Raw genomic sequence first — 18,727 nt, forward strand, 5'->3', positions numbered from 1 at the left:
TTGGGATTAAAGGTTGCGTGTTTGGGTGTGTGGGGGATAATATTTGGGTGAGGAGATTTTGAGGCTTTTATTTGAAAGGGATTGTTTTGGGTTATCTTAGAGATACGGTTCTGGTTGGTTTGTGTATTGGGGCGATTGGGTTTGTTGGCAGCGGATGCGCGGGGCCGGGGGGTTCGGAGTCGGCTGGGCGGGATGATGCTTCGGCTGGGCCGCGGGCGGATAGTCTTGCGGTGCTTTGGACGAGCGGGGATCCGGCGGTGGCGGAGAAGGTGTGTTTTATGTATACGCATAATGCGAAGAAGGCTGGGTGGTTCGATCGGGTGGTGCTGATCGTTTGGGGGCCGTCGGCGAAGCTGCTGAGTGAGGATGAGCGGCTGCAGGAGTATGTTGAGCGGATGCTGGCTGACGGCGTGGAGGTGAAGGCGTGCAAGGCGTGTGCGGATTCGTATGGGGTTTCGGATCGGCTGGCGGAGCTTGGGATCGAGGTGAAATATATGGGACGGCCCTTGACGCGGATGCTCAAGGCGGACGGCTGGGAGGTTTTGACGTTTTGATTAGTTTGACAGCTTGTGTTTAACTACGCGCGGGAGGATCTGGGATGCTTTATGTTTATGTGTTTTTGTTGGTGATATTGAATGCGTTCTGGTTGATGTTTACGTTTCTGGCGCTGCCTGGGAACTGGCTGGTGGTGCTTTCGACTTGGGGGTTTGCGTGGTGGACGTGGGAGGAGCGTGTGTTTTCGGTTGCGACGCTGGTGGTGATAACGGTGCTTGCGGTGATCGGGGAGATAATCGAGTTTTTTGCGGGGATGGGCGGTGCGAAGAAGGCGGGTGCATCGTGGCTGGGGGCGGTGGGAGCGATAATCGGGATGGTTTTCGGTGCGGTGTTCGGGACGGTGCTGCTGGGCGTGCCTTTTGTGGGGACGCTGGCGGGGGCGTGCGTCGGTGCGGGGATCGGTGCGTGGGGGCTGGAGATGATGCGGGGGAAAGAGTTCGAGGAGTCGTTCCGGTTTGGGCTTGGTGCGGGGATCGGGACGCTGATAGGGACGGGGAGTAAGTTCGTGCTTGGGGTGGTGATATGGATCATTGTGGCGGTTGCGGGGTTTGTTCCTTGATGCGGCTGGCGTTGTGTGGGGACTCGCATTTTTGCGCCATGGTTGTTTTGACGAACATGTCGGGGTATCGGTGTTCCGATTGTGCATGTGTACTCGTAGTGTTCTCTGGGCCCCGGCTCTTGCGGCCGGGGTGACATTCTTTTGTCGCGACTGCTGATTTATGCTGGGTCCGCCTGCGGCGGATGGCAATCTTGGGTGCCGCTCGTGTTTTTTGCGGTGTTGGTGTGATATCTGGGGGGCTTTGGTTGATGACTAGCGATTCGGTATAGAACATCATTTTGTGTTTTTGCGTATATTTTGTTAGTATAGCGTTAAGTTCTTTCAGGATTTTGCGACAATAGATTTTGAAAGGAGCATGAAATGAATGCCAGAGTTACAGTCAGGATGGTTATCCTGGCGGTTCTGAGCATCACCTTGACGGCCTGTAAGCAAGAGGCTCCACCTGAAGCTAGTGCGAAAAGCGCTGAACCGTCCGGACAAGCGGTAAATGTTAATCCAGGCAGGGAGATGGCGGAGGATTTTGCTCTGCTGGATGAGGAGGGCAGAAAGGTAAGGTTGTCGGATCTGCGGGGGAAGATCGTGGTGCTGGAATGGACGAATTACGATTGTCCGTTCGTGCAGAGGCATTACGAGGCGGATACGATGGAGGGGCTGGAGGCGAAGTATGGGGATCATGTCGTCTGGCTGGCGATCAACAGCACACACTATTCGGATACGGCAGGGAACAAGGCGTGGGTTGAGGAGCAGGGGCTTGCGTATCCGGTTCTCGATGATCATGAGGGAGAGGTTGCGCGGGCTTACGGTGCGAGGACGACGCCTCATATGTTCGTGATCGATCGAGAGGGGTATGTTGTGTATGAAGGCGCGATCGACAACGATCCTACGGGTCGGGGTGCGGATGAGCCTGTTAATTATGTGGACGAGGCGTTGAAGCGGCTTGTGCTGCGGAAGGATGTGGAGGTGAGTGAGACGAAGCCCTACGGGTGCTCGGTGAAGCTGGCTCAGTGATGCGGGGTGAGCAGGGCAAGTGCTCGGCAACTAGTCAGGCAAGGGGCTCGCCACGAAAGAATGTGGAAAAAGGCAAGTTGGGCCGCCGCAGAATTTAACAGCCACGCCTCCGACGTACTGTCCGTTGGGTCCATTCTCGGCGAACTGTGAAATTATGCGGCTTGGGAGTGCGCCTACAGAACGCTTCCATCCTTTGTTATGAAAAAAATGGGACGGGTCTTTGCGGCTCGTCCCATAATCATGCGCATTGGGGTGGTTGAATGGGGAGGGGAATAATTCTGCGGTTGATTTCTTAATAAGAGCTTAATAATTTCTTTGTGAATATGGCTGTGCGCTGTATATTTATTATATTGTCAGTAGAAGGGATTGCGAAAGTCAGGTTTTCGCATGCCATATTTCTGGGGTGAGCTTTGAGAATGATTTTCGATTTATTTGGTGTTCCAGTCAGGAGGGAAAGTCAGAAATGGTTCACTTGAACGGTGATGTGATCAGTTATATGAAACTTTTCATGAAGCAGGTGCGTGAGGAGCTTGGCGTCGGCGGTACGATGAAGCTGTCGGTGCGCGAATATGAGCAGGCAGCAAAGCCCGAGAAGGTGAAACGGGAGCTGGTGAACGGTACGCAGGCGGATCTGCAGAGGCTGATCGAGGAGAAGAACGATTTTTATGCGGATATACTGAGGGCGAATGCGTGGCCCACGGGGTTTGCGGATGTGCGGGCGATGGAGGAGTATAAGGAGTCGCTGGCGGCATATGGATCGGGGCAGGTTGATGGTGGTTCGTTCGGGCTGTCGACTGACGGGCAGGCGGCTGCGAGTGCGCTTTTGAATCGGATCAAGGATCTGAACAAGTATGAGAAGGTCGAGGGGGATGCGGTGAAGGGTGTGAAGGTGGATGTGGCGGCTTTTTACAAAGAGCTGGAAAAAATGTTTTATGATCAATTTCAAGTTAAGGACGGTGGGGAGGCAGCCGAAATGAGTACTAAGACGGCAGCGGCGATCGGCGAAGCAAAGGCTGACGCGAATAAGCTGCAGTCAGGATTGAGCCCCGAAAGTGCTCTGATCCTTCTCCAGGACAGGGCATATTAACCGCCTCCGCTTGGCTGGCCGGGAACCCGCACCCGGTCAGCCTCCTTTTTTGCGCTTATGTCTGTGGGATGGCTGTACGCGCCGTTTCATCCTGTGTCTTCGAGCCAGTTTTCGGCGAGGATGGTTAGGTCGGCAATGTCTATTGTGCTGTCGTTGTTGAAGTCGGCGCGGGGGTTGAAGTTGGGCTGGTCGGGGGAGAGGGTCCAGGTGTTTGAGAGGGCAGCGAGGTCGGAGAGGTTTACGCCGTCGGGGCAGGTTATATCGGCTGCGGCGAATTCCCACCAGAGGCGTGGGTATGCGGTGCCGTCTGTGCACATGCGCCAGATGTCTTCGGTGCCGTTTGCGGTTTCGCCGACGAAGTCCCAGCCTGCGTTGGTGAAGGTGGCGAGCGTTTGCATTTGGGTGGTGGTAAGGCCGGTGACATTTTCTATTGTTCCGGGCCAGTCTGAGTCCGTGAGGTACCCTGTATCTGTTTGGGCAGTTTCTGTATTCCAGAAGCAATTCCTGATTACTGCCTCTAGTTCGATGTTGATTCCTGTCACAGCGCAGGCATGATAGTAGTCATCTGTGGTTACTGAGCCAACTGCATAGCATAGTTCAACGATACCTCCTCGGTTTTCCCCGCAAAGGCCTCCAACGGAACCTTGTTCTCCGGTTACATCCCCTGTAGCGTAAGAGTTTGATGTGCGGCCTTCATTTAGCCCACAGAGTCCGCCGAGAAATCGATGGGCGGTTACAGAGCCAGAAGCATAGCAACTGACTATAATTGAATCAGCATAGTTATTGCCACATAAGCCGCCAACAAATGAGTTGCCTATAACTGAACCTGCGGCAAAGCTTTTTTCCAGTATTCCTAAGTTAGCTCCGCACAGACCGCCTACGATATCGCTTGGTGCTTCGATGCTGCCAGTGGCATAGCTTCTTGTAATACGTCCGTCGTTCCTACCACATAAGCCACCAATATTGCCACCATCACTAAATGAAAGTATCCGGCTGTTAGAGTGGCTGTTGTCAATGCTTTGGGTATTAAACCCGCACAAGCCACCAACATTTACCAGTCCTTTACATATGCCTTCCGACCAGCAATTATTAAGTGAGCCACTGTTTATTCCGCAAATTCCTCCGACCGATTCGCCGCCAGTAATCTCGCATTCGGCGCTGCTTGAGTAAATAGTCCCGTTGTTCTTACCCGCCAGACCTCCTGCAAAATCAAGAGTGCAGTATATGTCGGCAGAGATTGAAACGGCTTCAATAAGTCCATCATTAATTCCGCATAATCCTCCTATTGGGCCACGTCCAGTGACATCAAAACTCTCCAATTGCACATTTGTCACTTCACCTTCAGATCCTATGGCACCTATCAAGGCCATCAGAGGGTTGTCTGAGGAAATGGTGAAATAGCTAATATAGTGGTTTCTACCGTCAATACTCCCATTGAACGGAATGCCGTCAAATTGTTCCGTACCGTTATCGGTGTCTGGAGCGATAACAGGTTCGGAGTATATTTTGTCGAAGCCCATGAATACGTCGTTAGTCATTATGTAATGTGCGGACAAATCTTGATTAACACTCTCGAGGTCAGTGCGACAAGCTATCTCAAATGGGTTTGATGGCGATCCATCAGCAGAACTACCGGCCGAAACGTAAATGTCGATGGGTACGGAGGTGTGTACATAACCGCCAGTGAAGACGGAGAGAGAGGTAACCTTATCTGCGGGTATGGTGAAACTGTTAACGTAGACAAGTTCGCCGGTTGCAAAACCTGCCGACATGAGTGCGTTTTGTGCTGAAGAGATGCTTTTACCCGTTAGATATGGGACCTGTGCTGTGTCTGCATGCTGCCATACGAGCTTGGGGTAATCATTGACAGGCATATACCAGCCTGGCGTTCCTGAACTCAAATCATTTACTACCCAGCCATCATCGATAAATGTGGAAGGAATTTGCATTTGAGCAGTTGTCTTTGCTAGTCCGCCTGCACTGGTTTGGATTTCCGAACTTTCCAAGTTCCAGAAGCTACGTTTTATACCACCAAAAATATTTTTCCCGATGAGGCCACCTAAATTGATGTTACCTGATACTTTTCCAGTAGAATAGCAGTTTTCTATAAAGCCTCTTTCGTTCTTTCCAACGAGTCCACCTGTATTCTCATTTCCGGTTGGATTTCCGCTTGCGTAACAACGTGTGATAGAGGCTTTGAAGTTGATGCCACACAGACCGCCAACTGAGTTGGCGCCGCTGGCTTCTCCTGTCGCATAGCAGTCGGAAATACTGCCTAGGAAGTTACCGCCGCATAATCCACCCACTTCGTTCCCAGTTCCCAAGGCATTGCCAGTGGCAAAACTCTTATTGATAGTGCCTGTGTTTGCGGCGCATAGACCACCAACTGCGGAACCACCGTTTGTGGTTCCGTTAGCATAGGAGAATTTGATAGTACCCAGGTTACCACTGCATAGACCACCCGCAGAGCTGTTTGAAAAAGTATTGCAATTCGCATGGCTGAATTCAATTCTACCTATATTTTGAGCACAGAGCCCTCCTACATAACTAAAGCCACTGACTGTTATATCCGTTGCAGTGCATGACAGTATTTTACCATAATTCTCAGCACAAAGGCCAGCAACTATATTTGGTCCAAAAGTTGCATCATTTTGTAATCTCAGGCCGACGAATGAATTTGTCACATGACAGTTTATTATTTGTCCGTTCTCGTTAATTGAACATAGGCTCGCCCAATGTACAGAATGACCCAAACCTGTGACCGTGAAACCGGTCAGATGAATATTCTTTATGGCTGAAGCTTCGCCCTCCATGCAGCCAAACAAAGCGAGGTAGTCCCTGTCTATTTCATCGCTGTTTATGGTCAGGTTGGAAATTGAATGAGCATTGCCGTCGAAGACTCCGGTGAACGAGGTGCCTTGAAAATGGTTCGCAGTGTCAATATCCGGTGCGATTACGGCGGTGTTGTAGGTTTTGTCCGAGAGGTCAATATCTGTTTCGAGGCGGGTGTGGTCGTCCCAGTAGTTAGGGTCGGCGGCGAATTCGTCGAAGTGGGCTCTGGTCTGGATGAGCCAGGGGTCGGATTCTGTGCCTGTGCCCGGCAGGGCCGCGAGGGTTGTTGCGGTCAGGGCGGCGGTTAGCAGGGCTGTGAATGTGTTTTTGAGAATATTCATCTGTTCCTCTGAGTGCGGTTTAATAGCCAGGATTTTGGGTATTTCGTTCATAATTATCATGTTTTGGCGGGAAAGTCAATTGAGAAATGGGTATTTGGGTGCCGGATTTGCGGGTGAGAGGGGTTAATTAGTTATTGGCCGGTTAGTTTTGGGAAATTTTGCGGGGATCGTTGACAGGTTTTTTGCGAGCGGGATAATTGGAAGAGTTGGGGGCTTATTCTGCCTTTGGGGGTTGGATCTTATTTGGTCCCGCGATTGATATTGACGCTATGTTTATGGGGGACAGAACGATGCGGAAATCATTTTTTGCTGTAATGACGTTGTGTGTGCTGGTGTGTGCGGTTGTTTTTGCGGCCGAGCATGAGGGGGAGAAGATGACGGCGGAGGATCTGCCTAGACAGACTTATATGCCGGTGGTGCTGGAGCAGGATTTCGAGGAGATCATGGCCAGCGACAAGGCTGAGAAGGACGAGGTGATGCAAAGGCAGATGAGGCTGCTGCGTCGGAGGTATGACCTCAGTGATATGCCGGCGGAGGGGGTTATGATGTCGGGCGGTCGAAAGGCTGTGCAGAAGGGCGTGCGGGTTAAGCTGCCGGAAGGGGTTGGATCATGGCAGGAACTTGCGGAGATGTCGCCCGAGGAGATCAAGGAGAAGGGGTTGTGGCCGAGGGGCTTTTTGCCTTTGCCTCATGCGAAACATTCGACGGGCGGGCAGGTGTTCCCGCAGGATCAGATCGACGAGATAATGCGGCTGGAGGATCGGTCGCTGCTGCGGTTCGATGTGGAGTTCGATCTGCCTGATCACTTTACGCCGGAGTTTCCGCCGCCGATATTCTTGACGACTCGGCCGGACCTGGGGGATGTGTCGCAGGGGAAGGTGCTGTCGATCAAGAACTATTATGACATAATGCTGGGCAAGCTGACGCCCGTGCAGATGGAGGGGCTGCGATTGCTGCTGACGCCTTTCCCGCAGCAGCAGTTCAATGCGACGTATGATCGAAAAGTCGAGGAGCCGAGCCTGGGAGTGTCGTGCCTGGACTGCCATGTGAACGGGCACACGAATGCGACTTTCCATCTGAACCCGGATACCCGGCCGCAGGAGGCGAGGTTCAGGATCGATACGGTGAGTCTGCGGGGGATGTATAACCAGCAGATATTCGGGTCGAAGCGGTCGCTACGGTCGGTTGAGGACTTTACGGAGTTCGAGCAGCGGACGGCGTATTTTGACGGGGATCATGTGACCGCGGCGAAGAAGGGAGTGCATCTGCCGGACAGGGCGAGCCAGGTTGCGATGATGGCGCAGATGCAGATAATTTTTGATTTTCCGCCTTCGCCCAAGCTGAACCGGTTCGGCAGGCTGGATCCGGAGAAGGCGACCGAGGAAGAGATGTTCGGGCAGGAGGTGTTCTTCGGCAAGGGCAAGTGCGCGGAATGTCATATGCCGCCTGCGTACGAAGACGGGAAGATGCATGATCTGAAGGTGGAGCGGTTTTATGAGCCGCAGATGATCAACGGGCAGTTCATTACGGCTGAGGGGCCGATCAAGACGTTCGCGCTGCGGGGCATCAAGGATTCACCGCCTTACATGCATGACGGGCGATGTCTGACGCTGGAGGATACGGTCGAGTTTTTCAACCTGGTGACGGATCTGAAGCTGACGGAGAAAGAGAAGAAGGCGCTGGTTGCGTTTATGCGGCAGTTGTGATCATCAAAACAGAAATCTTGTTCCGACTATGAAGCGTGTTCCCTGTTCGAGTTGGGAGCCTTCCTGGTCCTGCCAGACGGGAAACTGCACGAGGGCCTCGAATATGAACGACGACTTGGTGAACTTGATGCCGGGCGAGACGAAAAACAACGATTCGCCGGTATTGTCAACGGTTCGGCCGCTGAGCGAGTCGCGTGTGTTGTGCTCGTAATTGAGCTCGAGTACGGGGGCAATGGTAGTGTCGGCTTCTTCGGTCAGGTTGAATTGATGAGCGAAGGCCAGATCGAGGGAGATTTTGTCGCCGGGGTCGAGGCCGTTCCTGCCTTCGTCCGCAAAGCCGTTCCATTTGTATGTGGCGTTGAAATCTGATTGCCAGGGGCCGCTGCGCCAGGAGGCGAAAAAGCCGGGCTGGAGGTCCCATGTCTCTGATCCGAAATCGTCGTCTCCGGTGGGTAGTTCCAGGCCGAGGGTGCCTGCCAGGCCGAAGATGTAGTCGCGTGTGTTGAGGCGGTAGAGTTTGTACTTGGCGAGGAGCAGGAGGTCGCCGAAGCCTGCATCGCGGCTGGTTTCACCCATTTCCATTGTGCGCTGCTTGATCGCCTGACGTGCTATCAGCGTCAGGTCGGGCGTGAATCCATATGCAATGACGGTGGGAAATGCGTACGTGTACATTTCGCGGTCCATTGCGGTGGGGTCGTCTTCTTTTTCCATGTAGCGGAACTGGTTTCGCAGGATCCAGCGGTCCTCGGGCGGGGTCAGGCCCGCATCGATGCTGATCCCTGCGGCGAAAACGGACTGTGCGAGACATGCAAATGAGAATGCGACGAGAAGGATTCTGGGTGAAAATCGGTTCATGATTGGTTGCCTTTCTTATTGCAGGCGTTTGCCGGGGGTGAAGTTAGCACGTTCTATTGCGTCGTGAACCGCTTCGTCGGTTACTTCTGTGCCGGGTTTTGGGGTTACGACAAGCCGCTGTTTCTGCCAGTTGGCTTTTGCGTCTTCAACTTCGGGGATCTTTTTGAGCAGTTTTTCGACACCACCCTGACAGCCGGGACAATCCATGCCGAAAACCTCGTAAACCTGGGCGTTGGGGGCGAATGATTCTTCCAGTTTAGTGGTTTCGGGGGCTACCTGTTCAGATTCTGTGCAGCCCAGAGCCGTAAAGATGATGGTTAGTGTCAGTAATATAGTAAAAATGCGGGTCATTTGACTATCTCCAAAAAGGCCAGTAAAGTAATAGGAATAATGGGATAATACGAAAACGAAGAGCCTTTTTCAAGTGGGTACTTTGGTAAAATTCGGCAAAATGGCGGCCTGCGGGCCGAATCGACTATTCGGTGGGGTTTTGGAGTTCTAAAGCTTGAATTCGAGGGTTTGGCCGGCGTTCAGTTTTTTCATTTTGCCGCGGAAATCGAGGTTTACGGGGCCGGGGCAGTCGCAGAGTTTGGTTATGGTGAGTTTGTGGGTTTCGACTTTTACGAAGAGGGGGTGGCCTCGGTAGACCATGCGGAGTTCGAGTTTTGCGAGGTGTTCGGGCAGGCAGGGATTGAGGACGAGGGTGTCGTCGCGGGTGTCCATGCCTGTGTAGGCTTTTTGCACGAGGGCGACGGTTCCGGCCATTGCACCGAGGTGGATGCCTTCGGGGGTTGTGCCGCCCTGTATGTCGGCGATGTCGGACTGAAGGGCCTTTTTGAAGAGGTCCCATGAGCCTTCGCGGTCGGAGCGTGAGAGGACCCATGAGTGGGCGACCCAGCTCAGGGTGGAGCCGTGTGAGGTTCGATCGATGTAGTAGTTGATGTTTCTGGGGATGGTTTCGCGGTCGAATTCGTAGCCGAGCTGGGTGAAGAGGTCGTTGAGCTGTTCGGATGAGAACAGGTAGAAGAGCATGAGGACGTCGGCCTGTTTTGCGAGCTTATAGCGGTTGGGTGTGTCGTCCTCAGATTCGAGTATGCGGTCGAGGCGCTGGATGTTGCCGTAGCGTTTTTTGTAGCCTTCCCAGTCGAATTCCTGCAGCTTGTCGTAGCCTTCGAACTGGCTGATGATGCCGTCGCCGTGGAAGACTATGCGCATGCGCTGGGAGATGTGTTTCCAGCGTTCGGTTTCTTCTTTGGTGATGCCGAGGACGTGGCTGAGTTCTTTTGCGCGGTACTCGGGGAGGAGCTCGTAGAGCTTGAGGGCCTTGTTCATGAGCCAGACGACCATGATGTTGGTGTAGGAGTTGTTGTTCAGACCCGGCTCGTCGGTGTCGGGGTAGCCGTCGTGGTATTCGTCGGGGCCCATTACGCGGTGGATCTCGTAACGCTGGAGGTCTTCGTTCCAGGTTGCCTTGCTGGACCAGAAGCGGGCGATCTCCCAGATCATTTCCGCGCCGTGATTGCAGAGGAAGCTGATGTCGGCGGTGGCTTCGTAATACTTCCAGACGTTGTATGCGATGGCGGCGTTGACGTGACGCTGGAGGCGGGAGTTGTCGGGTATCCATCGGCCTGACTTGGGGTTGTAATGTATTTTCTGGCTTTCTTCTCGGCCGTTGCTGCCTGACTGCCAGGGGAACATTGCGCCTTTGTATCCCTGTTCGCGGGCGGCGGCTCGGGCCTCTTTTAGACGGCGGTAGCGATAGAGCAGAAGGGCACGGCCTATGCTGGGCATTCGGATGTTTAGGAAGGGGAAGATGAACAGTTCGTCCCAGAGGATGTGGCCTCGGTATGCTTCGCCGTGCCAGCCGCGCGAGGGTACGCCCACGTCGAGGTCGATGCTGTGGCGGGATGTTGTCTGGAGAATGTGGAACGTGTAGAGATTGAGAACGGCCTGCATCTGGACCTTTTCTTCTTCGTAGGTGTTCTGCAGGTCGACCTTAATGCGGGACCAGAGGTTTTCCCATGCTAGTTTGTGAGTGTCGGCGAGCTCGTTGAATGTTTTGGCGTTACGTGCGTCCTTGAGGGCCTCGATGGAGCTGTTTGATATTGCATGGTCACGGGAGGTGTAGAGTGTGACGATCTTTTCGACGGTCAGCGGCTGGCCTTGTTTTGCGTCTAGCTTGAGGTTCTGGGCGATCTGTGCCTTGTCGCTGTCTGTTGTGCGTTCAGGGTCGAGCAGTTGGCCGTCGGAGTATACGCGGGTGCGGGCGGCCTGGGATATTTCGATGCGGGACTGGTTGGTTATTACGGTCAGGAGGATGGTATCATTATGAACGTGGGTTTCCAGGGGATCGAGGTGCTTGTCTTCGAGTTTGCGATAGCGGGGGACGCCGTTGTTGGTTACTGTGCCGTCGAGGGCGGATCGGAACTCTATGGTGCCGGTGAAGTTCAGGGGAGTGAGTGTGAGCTGTATGGCAGCGAGGTGCGGGAAGCCCATATGGACGAGTCGGCGGCTGTGGTATCTGAGTTTTTTGCCGGTCTGGTCGGTGAACTCTACTTTGCGGTGGAGGATACCCTCGTGCATGTCGAGGGTCTGTTCGTATGAGTCGAGGGTGACGTTTGCGATGGTGAACCAGTCGCCGTCGTCAATGCGGAAGTTCAGCGGCAGCCAGTTGGGGATGTTGACGAGATCCTCGTTTTCTATGGCTTGACCTTCGACGTGGGAGGTCAGGCGGTTGTATCCGCCGGCGAGATAGGTGCCGGGATAGTGTACGCCGTCGTCCTCTGCCTCGGCTGCTGCGCCTCTTGTTGCGAAGTATCCATTGCCGAGCGTGCAGAGGGCCTCGCGGAGGCCTTCCTGGTCCGGGTCAAAACCTTTGTATTTGAGGAGCCATTCACTCATGCGGTTTGCCTCGCTAGAATCTGTGCAAGTTGTTCGAGGAATATTCTTGTCTGTTCGGTATCGGTGAGGACGTAGTCGGCTGCGGTGTCTTCGACTTCGTCGCTTACCATAATGCCCACGCCTTTGCTTTTGAGGGCTTTGAAAGCGTCTTCGTCGGTGAGGTCGTCGCCGATGTAGATGGGCAGAAACTTATCCGGGTCGAGTTCGAGTTTTTCGAGGAGCCAGAGGACCGCGCTGCCCTTGTCCCATTCGACGTTGGGTCGGAGTTCGAAGATCTTTTTGCCGCCGGTGAGTTTGAGCTGGGGGTAGGAGTCGGCTAGCTCATGGCCTATTTCGAGAAGGTCGTCAACGCGGTTGTCGGGGACCTGGCGGTAGTGGACGGCGATGGCGAATTTCTTGCGTTCGATGCGTGCGTTGGGGATGGCGTGGAGTTTTTGCTGCAGGGCCTGGTGTGCGATCTCGAGGTGCGGCAGAGCGTCTTCGCCTTTCTGCAGTTCGATGTGCATGCCGTGAGGGCCCTGTATGTCGAAGCCGTGGCTGCCCGCGTAGATGAGCTGGTCGAGGTTGACCATGGAGCGGACGTCGGCGAGGTCGCGGCCGGAGACGATGGCGACGGTGCAGTGTTTGTTGAGTTCGATGAGTGCGTCGGCCATTTCGGGTGAGAGGGTTGCGTCCTCTGGGTGTTCGACGATGGGGGTGAGTGTGCCGTCGTAGTCGAGGAAGACGGCTGGTTTGCGTGTGCCTGCGCGGTCTGATATTTTCTGAGCGCATTCGGCGGGGTCCATCGGGTCGGCAACTGCGGCGTTCTTTGCAGGAGCTGTGGTCAGCTCGTCGAGGGTTGTGACGACGATGTCGGCTCCCTGCGAGCTTAGTGAATCGGGGTCCGTGTTTCGGGCGACGCCGATGACGGTTGCGAATTTGCCCTGGGCGCCGGCCTGGACACCCGCGATTGCGTCTTCTACGACGATGGATCTGTCGGGTGTGGTGTTTAGTCTTTTTGCGGCTTCGATGAATACATCGGGTTCCGGTTTGCCCTTGAGGTTCTGTCGTCTGGCGTCATTGCCGTCTACGCTGGTGTCGAAAAGGTCTATGACGCCTGCAGCTTCGAGGACGGGTTTAGAGTTTTTACTGGCGGAGATCACGGCGACGGCGATTCCGTTATTGCGGAGAGCGGTGACGAGTTTTTTTGCGTCGGGGTAGACCTTGGCGCCTTCATGCTTGAGGCGGTCAAGGAAGTAGTCGTTTTTGCGATTGCCCAGCCCGCAGACGGTTTCAGCGGACGGGTCGTCTGAAGGGGAGCCCCACGGTATGTCGATGCGTCTTGACTGCAGGAAGCTTTTGACGCCGTCGTAGCGGGGTTTGCCGTCGACGTAGGGCAGGTAGTCGTCCTCTATGCTGAAGGGTTTGAACTCTTCGTTATTTTTTTCGGCGCGGTCCTTGAGGTATTCATCAAAAAGCTGTTTCCAGGCGGAGGCATGGGTTTTTGCTGTTTCCGTGATCACGCCGTCCATGTCGAAGATGACCGCGTCGAACTTGTCGGCTGTAATGGTCAGCTTGGTTTCGTTACTCATTGATGTTTTACCCTTATTTGATTGCTTTTCGGTGTCAGTTTGCGTTCCGGAACGCTATCAGTATAACATCAGATGGCGATTTCATCAAGTTTGTATCAGTTATGCGGAATGATAGCGTCTGTTTCACTTCTTTTGTGATGCAAAGTTTTTGAGTTCTTCGGCCATGCTGTGAAGTCTGGTGTCAACCTCGTGGAAAATGGTCCCTTTCTGGTCAGGGGTGCCGGCCTGTTTGCCTGTGAGCAGTTCGAGGGCCTGATCGACTGTGGTGACCGGATATATGTGGAACTCGCCTTCTTCGATGGCTTTTCTGACGTCTTTTCGAAGTATGAGATTTTTGACGTTGCTTTGCGGTATGCAGACGCCCTGTGTGCCGGTGATGCCTTTGGTTTTGCAGACGTCGAAGAAGCCTTCTACTTTTTCGTTTACGCCGCCAATGGCCTGGATCTGGCCGAACTGGTTGATCGAGCCGGTGATGCCGATATCCTGCCTTATCGGTACTCCGCTGATCGCGGAGAGCAGAGCAAGCAGTTCGGCAGCGGAGGCGGAATCGCCGTCGACGCCGGCATAGTTTTGTTCGAAGCAGATGGATGCCGATAGTGCAAGCGGTTTGTCCTTGCCGAACATGTTTCGGATGTAGCCGCCCAGTATGAGCACGCCCTTGTCGTGGGTGCTGCCGGAGAGTTTGGATTCGCGTTCGATGTTTATCAGGCCGTCGGTGCCGAGTCCGACCGAGGCGGTGACGCGTGACGGTTTGCCGAACATGTAATCGCCCAGGTCGAGGACGCCCAAGCCGTTTACCTGGCCCGGTGCGGTGCCTTCGGTGTCGATGAGTATGCTGCCCTCATCTATCATTTCGCGTATTTTTTCGGCAATACGGTTGGTGCGGTATACGCGGTTGTCGAGTGCCTTGAGGATGTGGTCTGCCGTGATGGTGTCGGCGTCGTCTTTTTGGGCGAAGTAGTTTGATTCGCGGAGGATGTCGGCGACTTCGGAGAATTTTGTAACGAGTTTCTGTTTGTCCGAGGCCTGCCTGGAGCCGAAGCGTACGATCTCTTTTGCTGCTTCGTTGTCTAAGGGGAGGAGTTTTTCGTCGCGAGCCAGTCGTGCGATGAATTGGACGTATTGAAATTGCTGCTTTTTGTCACGGTTCATTTCCGTGCCGAAATCTGCGCGGATCTTGAAGATTGAAGCGAATTCATCGTCGTAATGGCGGAGCAGTTGGTAGATGAGCGGGCTGCCTACGACGACAACCTTTGCGCTGACGGGTATGGGCTGGGGGCGCAGTCCTCCGGTTGAGAAGGGCATGAAAGGGTTCAGGCTTTCGATCTGGAGGGTTCCGCTTTTGAGGACGCGTTTGAGATTTTTGTATACGAACGGTTCGGTAAGTGCGTCCTCGATGTTGAATACGACGTAGCCGCCGTTGGCACGGAGTATGCTGCCTGCCTTTATCTGGGTGTGATTGGTGACGAGTCGGCCTCGTGCGTCGGCGGTTCGTTCGATGTGTCCGAAGAGGTTCTGGTAAGTGGGAGCTTCTTCGATGACGACGGGGGCGGTTTTGGATTTGTGATGGTCGACGATGAGGTTGACCTGGTACTCGAGGAAGCGCGGTTGGGCGTCACCTCCGCCGCCCGTTAGACCCTGCATCAGGGCAGCAGTGGGATTTTGCTGTTTGTTCTGCTGGAACTTTTCGAGATTGTCCAGGATATGATCGGCGACCTGGTCGAGGTAGTTCAGTATTTCGTCATTGTCCTGGTAGCCTGATTTGATGGCTTCGATCATTGGCTGAACGACGTAGCTTGTGAAGCGTTTCTCGATCTGGCGGACCTCTTCGGTGAGTTCCTGCATGATGTCGCGCTGCTGCTGGATGATGCAGTCGGCCTTTTTGGTCAGTTCCTGTTGACCTTCTTCAATGCGGTCCTTTTCTTCCTGGGGGAGTTCGTCATACTGCTCCTGGTTCTCGATGGGTTTGTCGTCGTGTTTCGGTATGAAGTTTATGCCGCCCTCGGATGTGAGGTTCATCTCGAAGCCGCGTTCTTTTGCGTCATTACGCAGGTCCTCGATCATTTCGTCGGTTTTTTTCTGGTACTTTGCACTGAGCTGCTGTTTTTCCTTGCTGAAATCTTCCTGACGAAAGGCTTTTGGCAGCGCCTGCTGCAAACGTTCAACGAGGTTGGACATGTCTTTCTGCAGTTGTTTGCCTTTGCCCGGTTTGAGTTTCATGCATCTCGGCTGGTCGGGGTCCTCGAAATTGTGGACGTATACCCAGTCCGCGGGGACCTTTGATCCGTCGAGGCGTTTTTTTAGGCTGCGCTTGACGGTGTTCATCTTGCCGGTTCCTGTCAGGCCGGCTACGTAGATGTTGTAGCCGTCCTGCGGTATGCCCAAGCCGACCTCGATGGCGTTCATGGCCTTGTCCTGGCCGAGGATCTCTTCAAGGGGTTCTACTTCGCTGGTGTTTTTAAATGCGAAAGTTCCGTCCTTGAAGTCTATGTCGACTTCGTCAGGGGTGAGTTGAACGGGTTCGTTCGCTTTTTTGAGTTTATGAGACTGTGTTTTGCGGGCTTGTTTAGTCTGCTTGGTCATCGTTTGCTTTCGCCTCCATTTTTACTGATGTTGATCTTTAGTACGCCGTTTTGAAGATCGGCTGTGAGCTTGTCGGGGTCTATTGGAGTCTGGAACTGTACTGTTCTGGTGAAATCTCCACAGTTTCTCTCTGAGAGATGAATGATGATGTTATTAGATCCAGGCGGGGGTTTAGTGCCTGTTATTACCAGTATGTCGTCCTCCAATGAGACCTGTATGTGGTCCTGAGCCACGCCGGGCAGATCGACGAGGATCTGATATTCATTTTCGGTTTCGAGTATGTCCATCGGGGGTTCCCAGGTTCCGCAGCCCCAGGGTTTGTGAATGAGTTCATGGAAAAGGGTGTGTATCTGGTGGTGGTGCAGTTGTGTGGTGCGTTCCGCGCCTGAGTCCCGCAGTGAGTAATGAACGTGTCTGAATCTGTACATCAACCGGCCTCCGGTATTTTACCAAAGAATCATTTTCGCTGATCGTGAATATGACCTGATTTTGCATGTTATTGGTGCATCTGTGAAGAGTGAAATTTGCAATGGAGACAAAATCAGAATTTGCGAAGGCGCAAATAGGTAATTTCCTTATTTGAGGCGAGGGGGCTTTGTGTGAGACTGTAACCTGAAACCATTCCATCCTGAATCAGGTGAGATGATGACGATTTGCGATTTTTTCGTATGTGTGTATAATCGTTGCGCACTAATTGAAATGTTAACGCAACTAAGTTGGATACGGCAACAGATATGAATTTGATCAATATTGCAGGAAGGAAAAGAGTTGTAATTGAATATGTCGGCCCGCAGATCGACGGGGGGCAGTTTGCGATAAAGCGGGTTCCGGGTGAGAAGGTTGATGTAGAAGCTCATATATATTGTGATGGTCACGACCAGATTTCCGCCCTGCTTTATTACAAGCATGAGGAGGACGGCGAATGGCAGGTCGCGAATATGGAGGAGTGCGTCAACGATGAATGGTCGGCGGCATTCAGGGTAGAAAAGCTCGGTCGCTATGTCTATACGGTTCAGGCGTGGATCGATCACTTCAAGACCTGGCAGCAGGATATATTCAAGAAGTACGAGGCGGGGCAGGCATTGACGGTCGATCTGCAGATCGGTGCGGAACTGCTCAAAGACGTTGTTAAAAGGGCTGAGGGTGAAGACAAGGACCGGCTAAGTGAGGCACTGGAGCTGCTGGAGCACGTGCGTGACATCGACGAGACCGTGCTGAGTGTGACTGATGAAAAGCTGTCGGAGATCGCACAAAAATATCCGCCTAGGAATCATCGTGTCAAATATGACCGCGAACTGAAGGTGCTGGTGGATCAGCCCAAGGCACTGTTCAGCAGTTGGTATGAGCTTTTCCCGCGTTCGTGCGGGGAAGGTACGGAGCACGGCACGTTTGAAGATTGCGAGAAGATGCTTGGCGATATTGCCGAGCTGGGATTCGATACGGTTTATCTGCCGCCGATCCATCCGATAGGCCTGACGCACCGCAAGGGCCGGAATAACTCGCTTGTATGCTCAGAGGATGATCCGGGCAGTCCGTGGGCGATCGGGGCGAAGGAAGGGGGGCATAAGGCGATCCACAGGGAGCTGGGGACGGTGAAATCATTTGAGCGGCTTGTAAAGGCGGCTAAGGAGCACGGGCTGGATGTCGCGATCGATCTGGCTTTTCAGTGTTCGCCTGATCATCCTTATGTCGAGGAGCATCCGGAATGGTTCAAATGGCGGCCGGACGGGAGCGTTCAGTTCGCTGAGAATCCGCCGAAGAAGTATGAGGATATTCTGCCGATCAATTTTGAGACGCAGCAGTGGCGGGATCTCTGGGAGGAACTGAAGAGTGTAATACTTTTCTGGGTCGAGAAGGGTGTTCGGGTGATACGTGTGGATAACCCGCATACAAAGCCATTCGCGTTCTGGGAGTGGGTGATAGCGGAGGTTCGCAAGGAGCATCCGGACGTGGTATTTCTGGCGGAGGCGTTTACAAGGCCGAAGATAATGAAGCGGCTGGCGAAGATCGGGTTCGATCAGTCGTATACGTATTTTACCTGGCGGAACACGAGGTATGAGCTGCAGGAGTATGTGAACGAGCTCACTAAGACGGATGTCGCGGAGTACATGAGGCCGAACTTCTGGCCGAACACGCCTGATATTTTGCCGGAGCATCTGCAGTTCGGCGGCAGGGCCGCGTTTATTGCGAGAGTTATTCTGGCGGGGACGCTTTCGTCCAATTATGGACTGTACGGGCCTGCGTATGAGCTGTGTGTGTCAGAGGCTGTTCCGGGCAAGGAGGAATATCTGCACTCGGAGAAATATGAGATCAAGGACTGGGACAGAGAACGGTCGGGCAATCTAAGGGCGGTGATCAGGCGACTGAACCGGATTCGCAGGGAGAACAGATCCTTGCAGCAGACGCGAAATATTGAGTTTCTGCCGACCGAGAACGAGGCTGTTGTCTGTTACGTCAAAACGGATGAGGATGTCGAAAACATTACGGTGACGATGGTGAACCTGGATCCGCACTTCAAGCAGAGTACGTGGATACACCTGCCGATAGATGAACTAGGATTGAGCCATGACCAGCCGTATTTGATGCACGATCTGCTCAGTGACGACAAGTACATCTGGCATGGTGAGAGGAACTATATCGAGCTGGATCCGCATGTGATGCCCGCGCATATCCTCAGAGTGCGTAAGAGGCTGAAGAGAGAAACCGATTTTGATTATTTTATGTAATGA

13 protein-coding genes are annotated in these 18,727 nt (G+C 53.5%); 6 read left to right on the top strand and 7 right to left on the bottom strand.

Features of this window, described 5'->3' with window-relative positions:
* The first annotated feature begins 86 nt into the window (after positions 1-86).
* From STSP2_RS17485 to STSP2_RS07760, 4 genes are all read left to right on the top strand, one after another.
* The gene (locus tag STSP2_RS17485) at positions 87-554 is read left to right on the top strand and encodes a DsrE family protein (protein WP_205848032.1); all 468 of its coding nucleotides are present in this window, start codon (positions 87-89) and stop codon (positions 552-554) included.
* A 44-nt stretch (positions 555-598) separates the two neighbouring features.
* Positions 599-1,114, top strand: coding sequence for a DUF456 family protein (locus STSP2_RS07750; RefSeq protein ID WP_146661443.1), 516 nt, complete (start codon positions 599-601; stop codon positions 1,112-1,114).
* A gap of 360 nt (positions 1,115-1,474) precedes the next feature.
* Positions 1,475-2,122: a redoxin domain-containing protein gene (locus tag STSP2_RS07755; RefSeq protein WP_146661445.1), complete on the top strand. Its 648-nt coding sequence runs from the start codon at positions 1,475-1,477 to the stop codon at positions 2,120-2,122.
* A 463-nt stretch (positions 2,123-2,585) separates the two neighbouring features.
* A complete protein-coding gene (locus STSP2_RS07760; RefSeq protein WP_146661447.1) occupies positions 2,586-3,209 on the top strand; it encodes a hypothetical protein in 624 nt (207 codons plus the stop codon).
* Positions 3,210-3,295: 86 nt separating this feature from the next.
* Here STSP2_RS07760 and STSP2_RS07765 read toward each other — a convergent pair whose 3' ends face one another.
* Complete coding sequence (locus tag STSP2_RS07765; protein WP_169853069.1) at positions 3,296-6,382, bottom strand: GLUG motif-containing protein; 3,087 nt, start codon at positions 6,380-6,382, stop codon at positions 3,296-3,298.
* Positions 6,383-6,672: 290 nt separating this feature from the next.
* Here STSP2_RS07765 and STSP2_RS07770 point away from each other — a divergent pair, with 290 nt between their 5' ends.
* Complete coding sequence (locus STSP2_RS07770; protein WP_205848033.1) at positions 6,673-8,088, top strand: hypothetical protein; 1,416 nt, start codon at positions 6,673-6,675, stop codon at positions 8,086-8,088.
* 3 nt (positions 8,089-8,091) lie between these two features.
* On the opposite strand, the gene STSP2_RS07775 is transcribed toward STSP2_RS07770, so the two are convergent.
* The 6 genes from STSP2_RS07775 to STSP2_RS07800 form a co-directional block, all read right to left on the bottom strand.
* A complete protein-coding gene (locus STSP2_RS07775; protein WP_146661451.1) occupies positions 8,092-8,943 on the bottom strand; it encodes a transporter in 852 nt (283 codons plus the stop codon).
* 15 nt (positions 8,944-8,958) lie between these two features.
* The gene (locus tag STSP2_RS07780) at positions 8,959-9,294 is read right to left on the bottom strand and encodes a heavy-metal-associated domain-containing protein (RefSeq protein WP_146661453.1); all 336 of its coding nucleotides are present in this window, start codon (positions 9,292-9,294) and stop codon (positions 8,959-8,961) included.
* 147 nt (positions 9,295-9,441) lie between these two features.
* Complete coding sequence (locus tag STSP2_RS07785; protein WP_146661455.1) at positions 9,442-11,844, bottom strand: glycoside hydrolase family 65 protein; 2,403 nt, start codon at positions 11,842-11,844, stop codon at positions 9,442-9,444.
* The gene (gene otsB / locus STSP2_RS07790; RefSeq protein WP_146661457.1) at positions 11,841-13,415 is read right to left on the bottom strand and encodes a trehalose-phosphatase; all 1,575 of its coding nucleotides are present in this window, start codon (positions 13,413-13,415) and stop codon (positions 11,841-11,843) included. The genes STSP2_RS07785 and otsB overlap by 4 nt, the downstream gene beginning before the upstream one ends.
* Before the next feature lie 123 nt (positions 13,416-13,538).
* The gene (locus tag STSP2_RS07795; protein WP_146661459.1) at positions 13,539-15,998 is read right to left on the bottom strand and encodes a Lon protease family protein; all 2,460 of its coding nucleotides are present in this window, start codon (positions 15,996-15,998) and stop codon (positions 13,539-13,541) included.
* Complete coding sequence (locus STSP2_RS07800; protein WP_146661461.1) at positions 15,995-16,426, bottom strand: Hsp20/alpha crystallin family protein; 432 nt, start codon at positions 16,424-16,426, stop codon at positions 15,995-15,997. Before STSP2_RS07800 ends, STSP2_RS07795 begins: the two co-directional genes overlap by 4 nt.
* Before the next feature lie 306 nt (positions 16,427-16,732).
* On the opposite strand from STSP2_RS07800, the gene STSP2_RS07805 reads away from it, so the two are divergent.
* Positions 16,733-18,724 carry an alpha-1,4-glucan--maltose-1-phosphate maltosyltransferase gene (locus tag STSP2_RS07805; protein WP_146661463.1) on the top strand — a complete coding sequence of 664 codons (1,992 nt, stop codon included), beginning with the start codon at positions 16,733-16,735 and terminating at the stop codon, positions 18,722-18,724.
* Positions 18,725-18,727: the final 3 nt, after the last annotated feature.

It is taken from the genome of Anaerohalosphaera lusitana, from assembly GCF_002007645.1.
In the GTDB taxonomy this organism is placed as follows: Bacteria; Planctomycetota; Phycisphaerae; order Sedimentisphaerales; family Anaerohalosphaeraceae; genus Anaerohalosphaera; species Anaerohalosphaera lusitana.

What these genes read in the sequence shown, in the direction of transcription:
- STSP2_RS07785 (WP_146661455.1), bottom strand. Translation starts at nt 11,844, where the DNA reads ATGAGTGAATGGCTCCTCAAATACAAAGGTTTTGACCCGGACCAGGAA.
- STSP2_RS07775 (WP_146661451.1), bottom strand. Translation starts at nt 8,943, where the DNA reads ATGAACCGATTTTCACCCAGAATCCTTCTCGTCGCATTCTCATTTGCA.
- STSP2_RS07755 (WP_146661445.1), top strand. Translation starts at nt 1,475, where the DNA reads ATGAATGCCAGAGTTACAGTCAGGATGGTTATCCTGGCGGTTCTGAGC.
- otsB (WP_146661457.1), bottom strand. Translation starts at nt 13,415, where the DNA reads ATGAGTAACGAAACCAAGCTGACCATTACAGCCGACAAGTTCGACGCG.
- STSP2_RS07765 (WP_169853069.1), bottom strand. Translation starts at nt 6,382, where the DNA reads ATGAATATTCTCAAAAACACATTCACAGCCCTGCTAACCGCCGCCCTG.
- STSP2_RS07750 (WP_146661443.1), top strand. Translation starts at nt 599, where the DNA reads ATGCTTTATGTTTATGTGTTTTTGTTGGTGATATTGAATGCGTTCTGG.
- STSP2_RS07800 (WP_146661461.1), bottom strand. Translation starts at nt 16,426, where the DNA reads ATGTACAGATTCAGACACGTTCATTACTCACTGCGGGACTCAGGCGCG.
- STSP2_RS07770 (WP_205848033.1), top strand. Translation starts at nt 6,673, where the DNA reads ATGCGGAAATCATTTTTTGCTGTAATGACGTTGTGTGTGCTGGTGTGT.
- STSP2_RS07795 (WP_146661459.1), bottom strand. Translation starts at nt 15,998, where the DNA reads ATGACCAAGCAGACTAAACAAGCCCGCAAAACACAGTCTCATAAACTC.
- STSP2_RS07805 (WP_146661463.1), top strand. Translation starts at nt 16,733, where the DNA reads ATGAATTTGATCAATATTGCAGGAAGGAAAAGAGTTGTAATTGAATAT.
- STSP2_RS07780 (WP_146661453.1), bottom strand. Translation starts at nt 9,294, where the DNA reads ATGACCCGCATTTTTACTATATTACTGACACTAACCATCATCTTTACG.
- STSP2_RS07760 (WP_146661447.1), top strand. Translation starts at nt 2,586, where the DNA reads ATGGTTCACTTGAACGGTGATGTGATCAGTTATATGAAACTTTTCATG.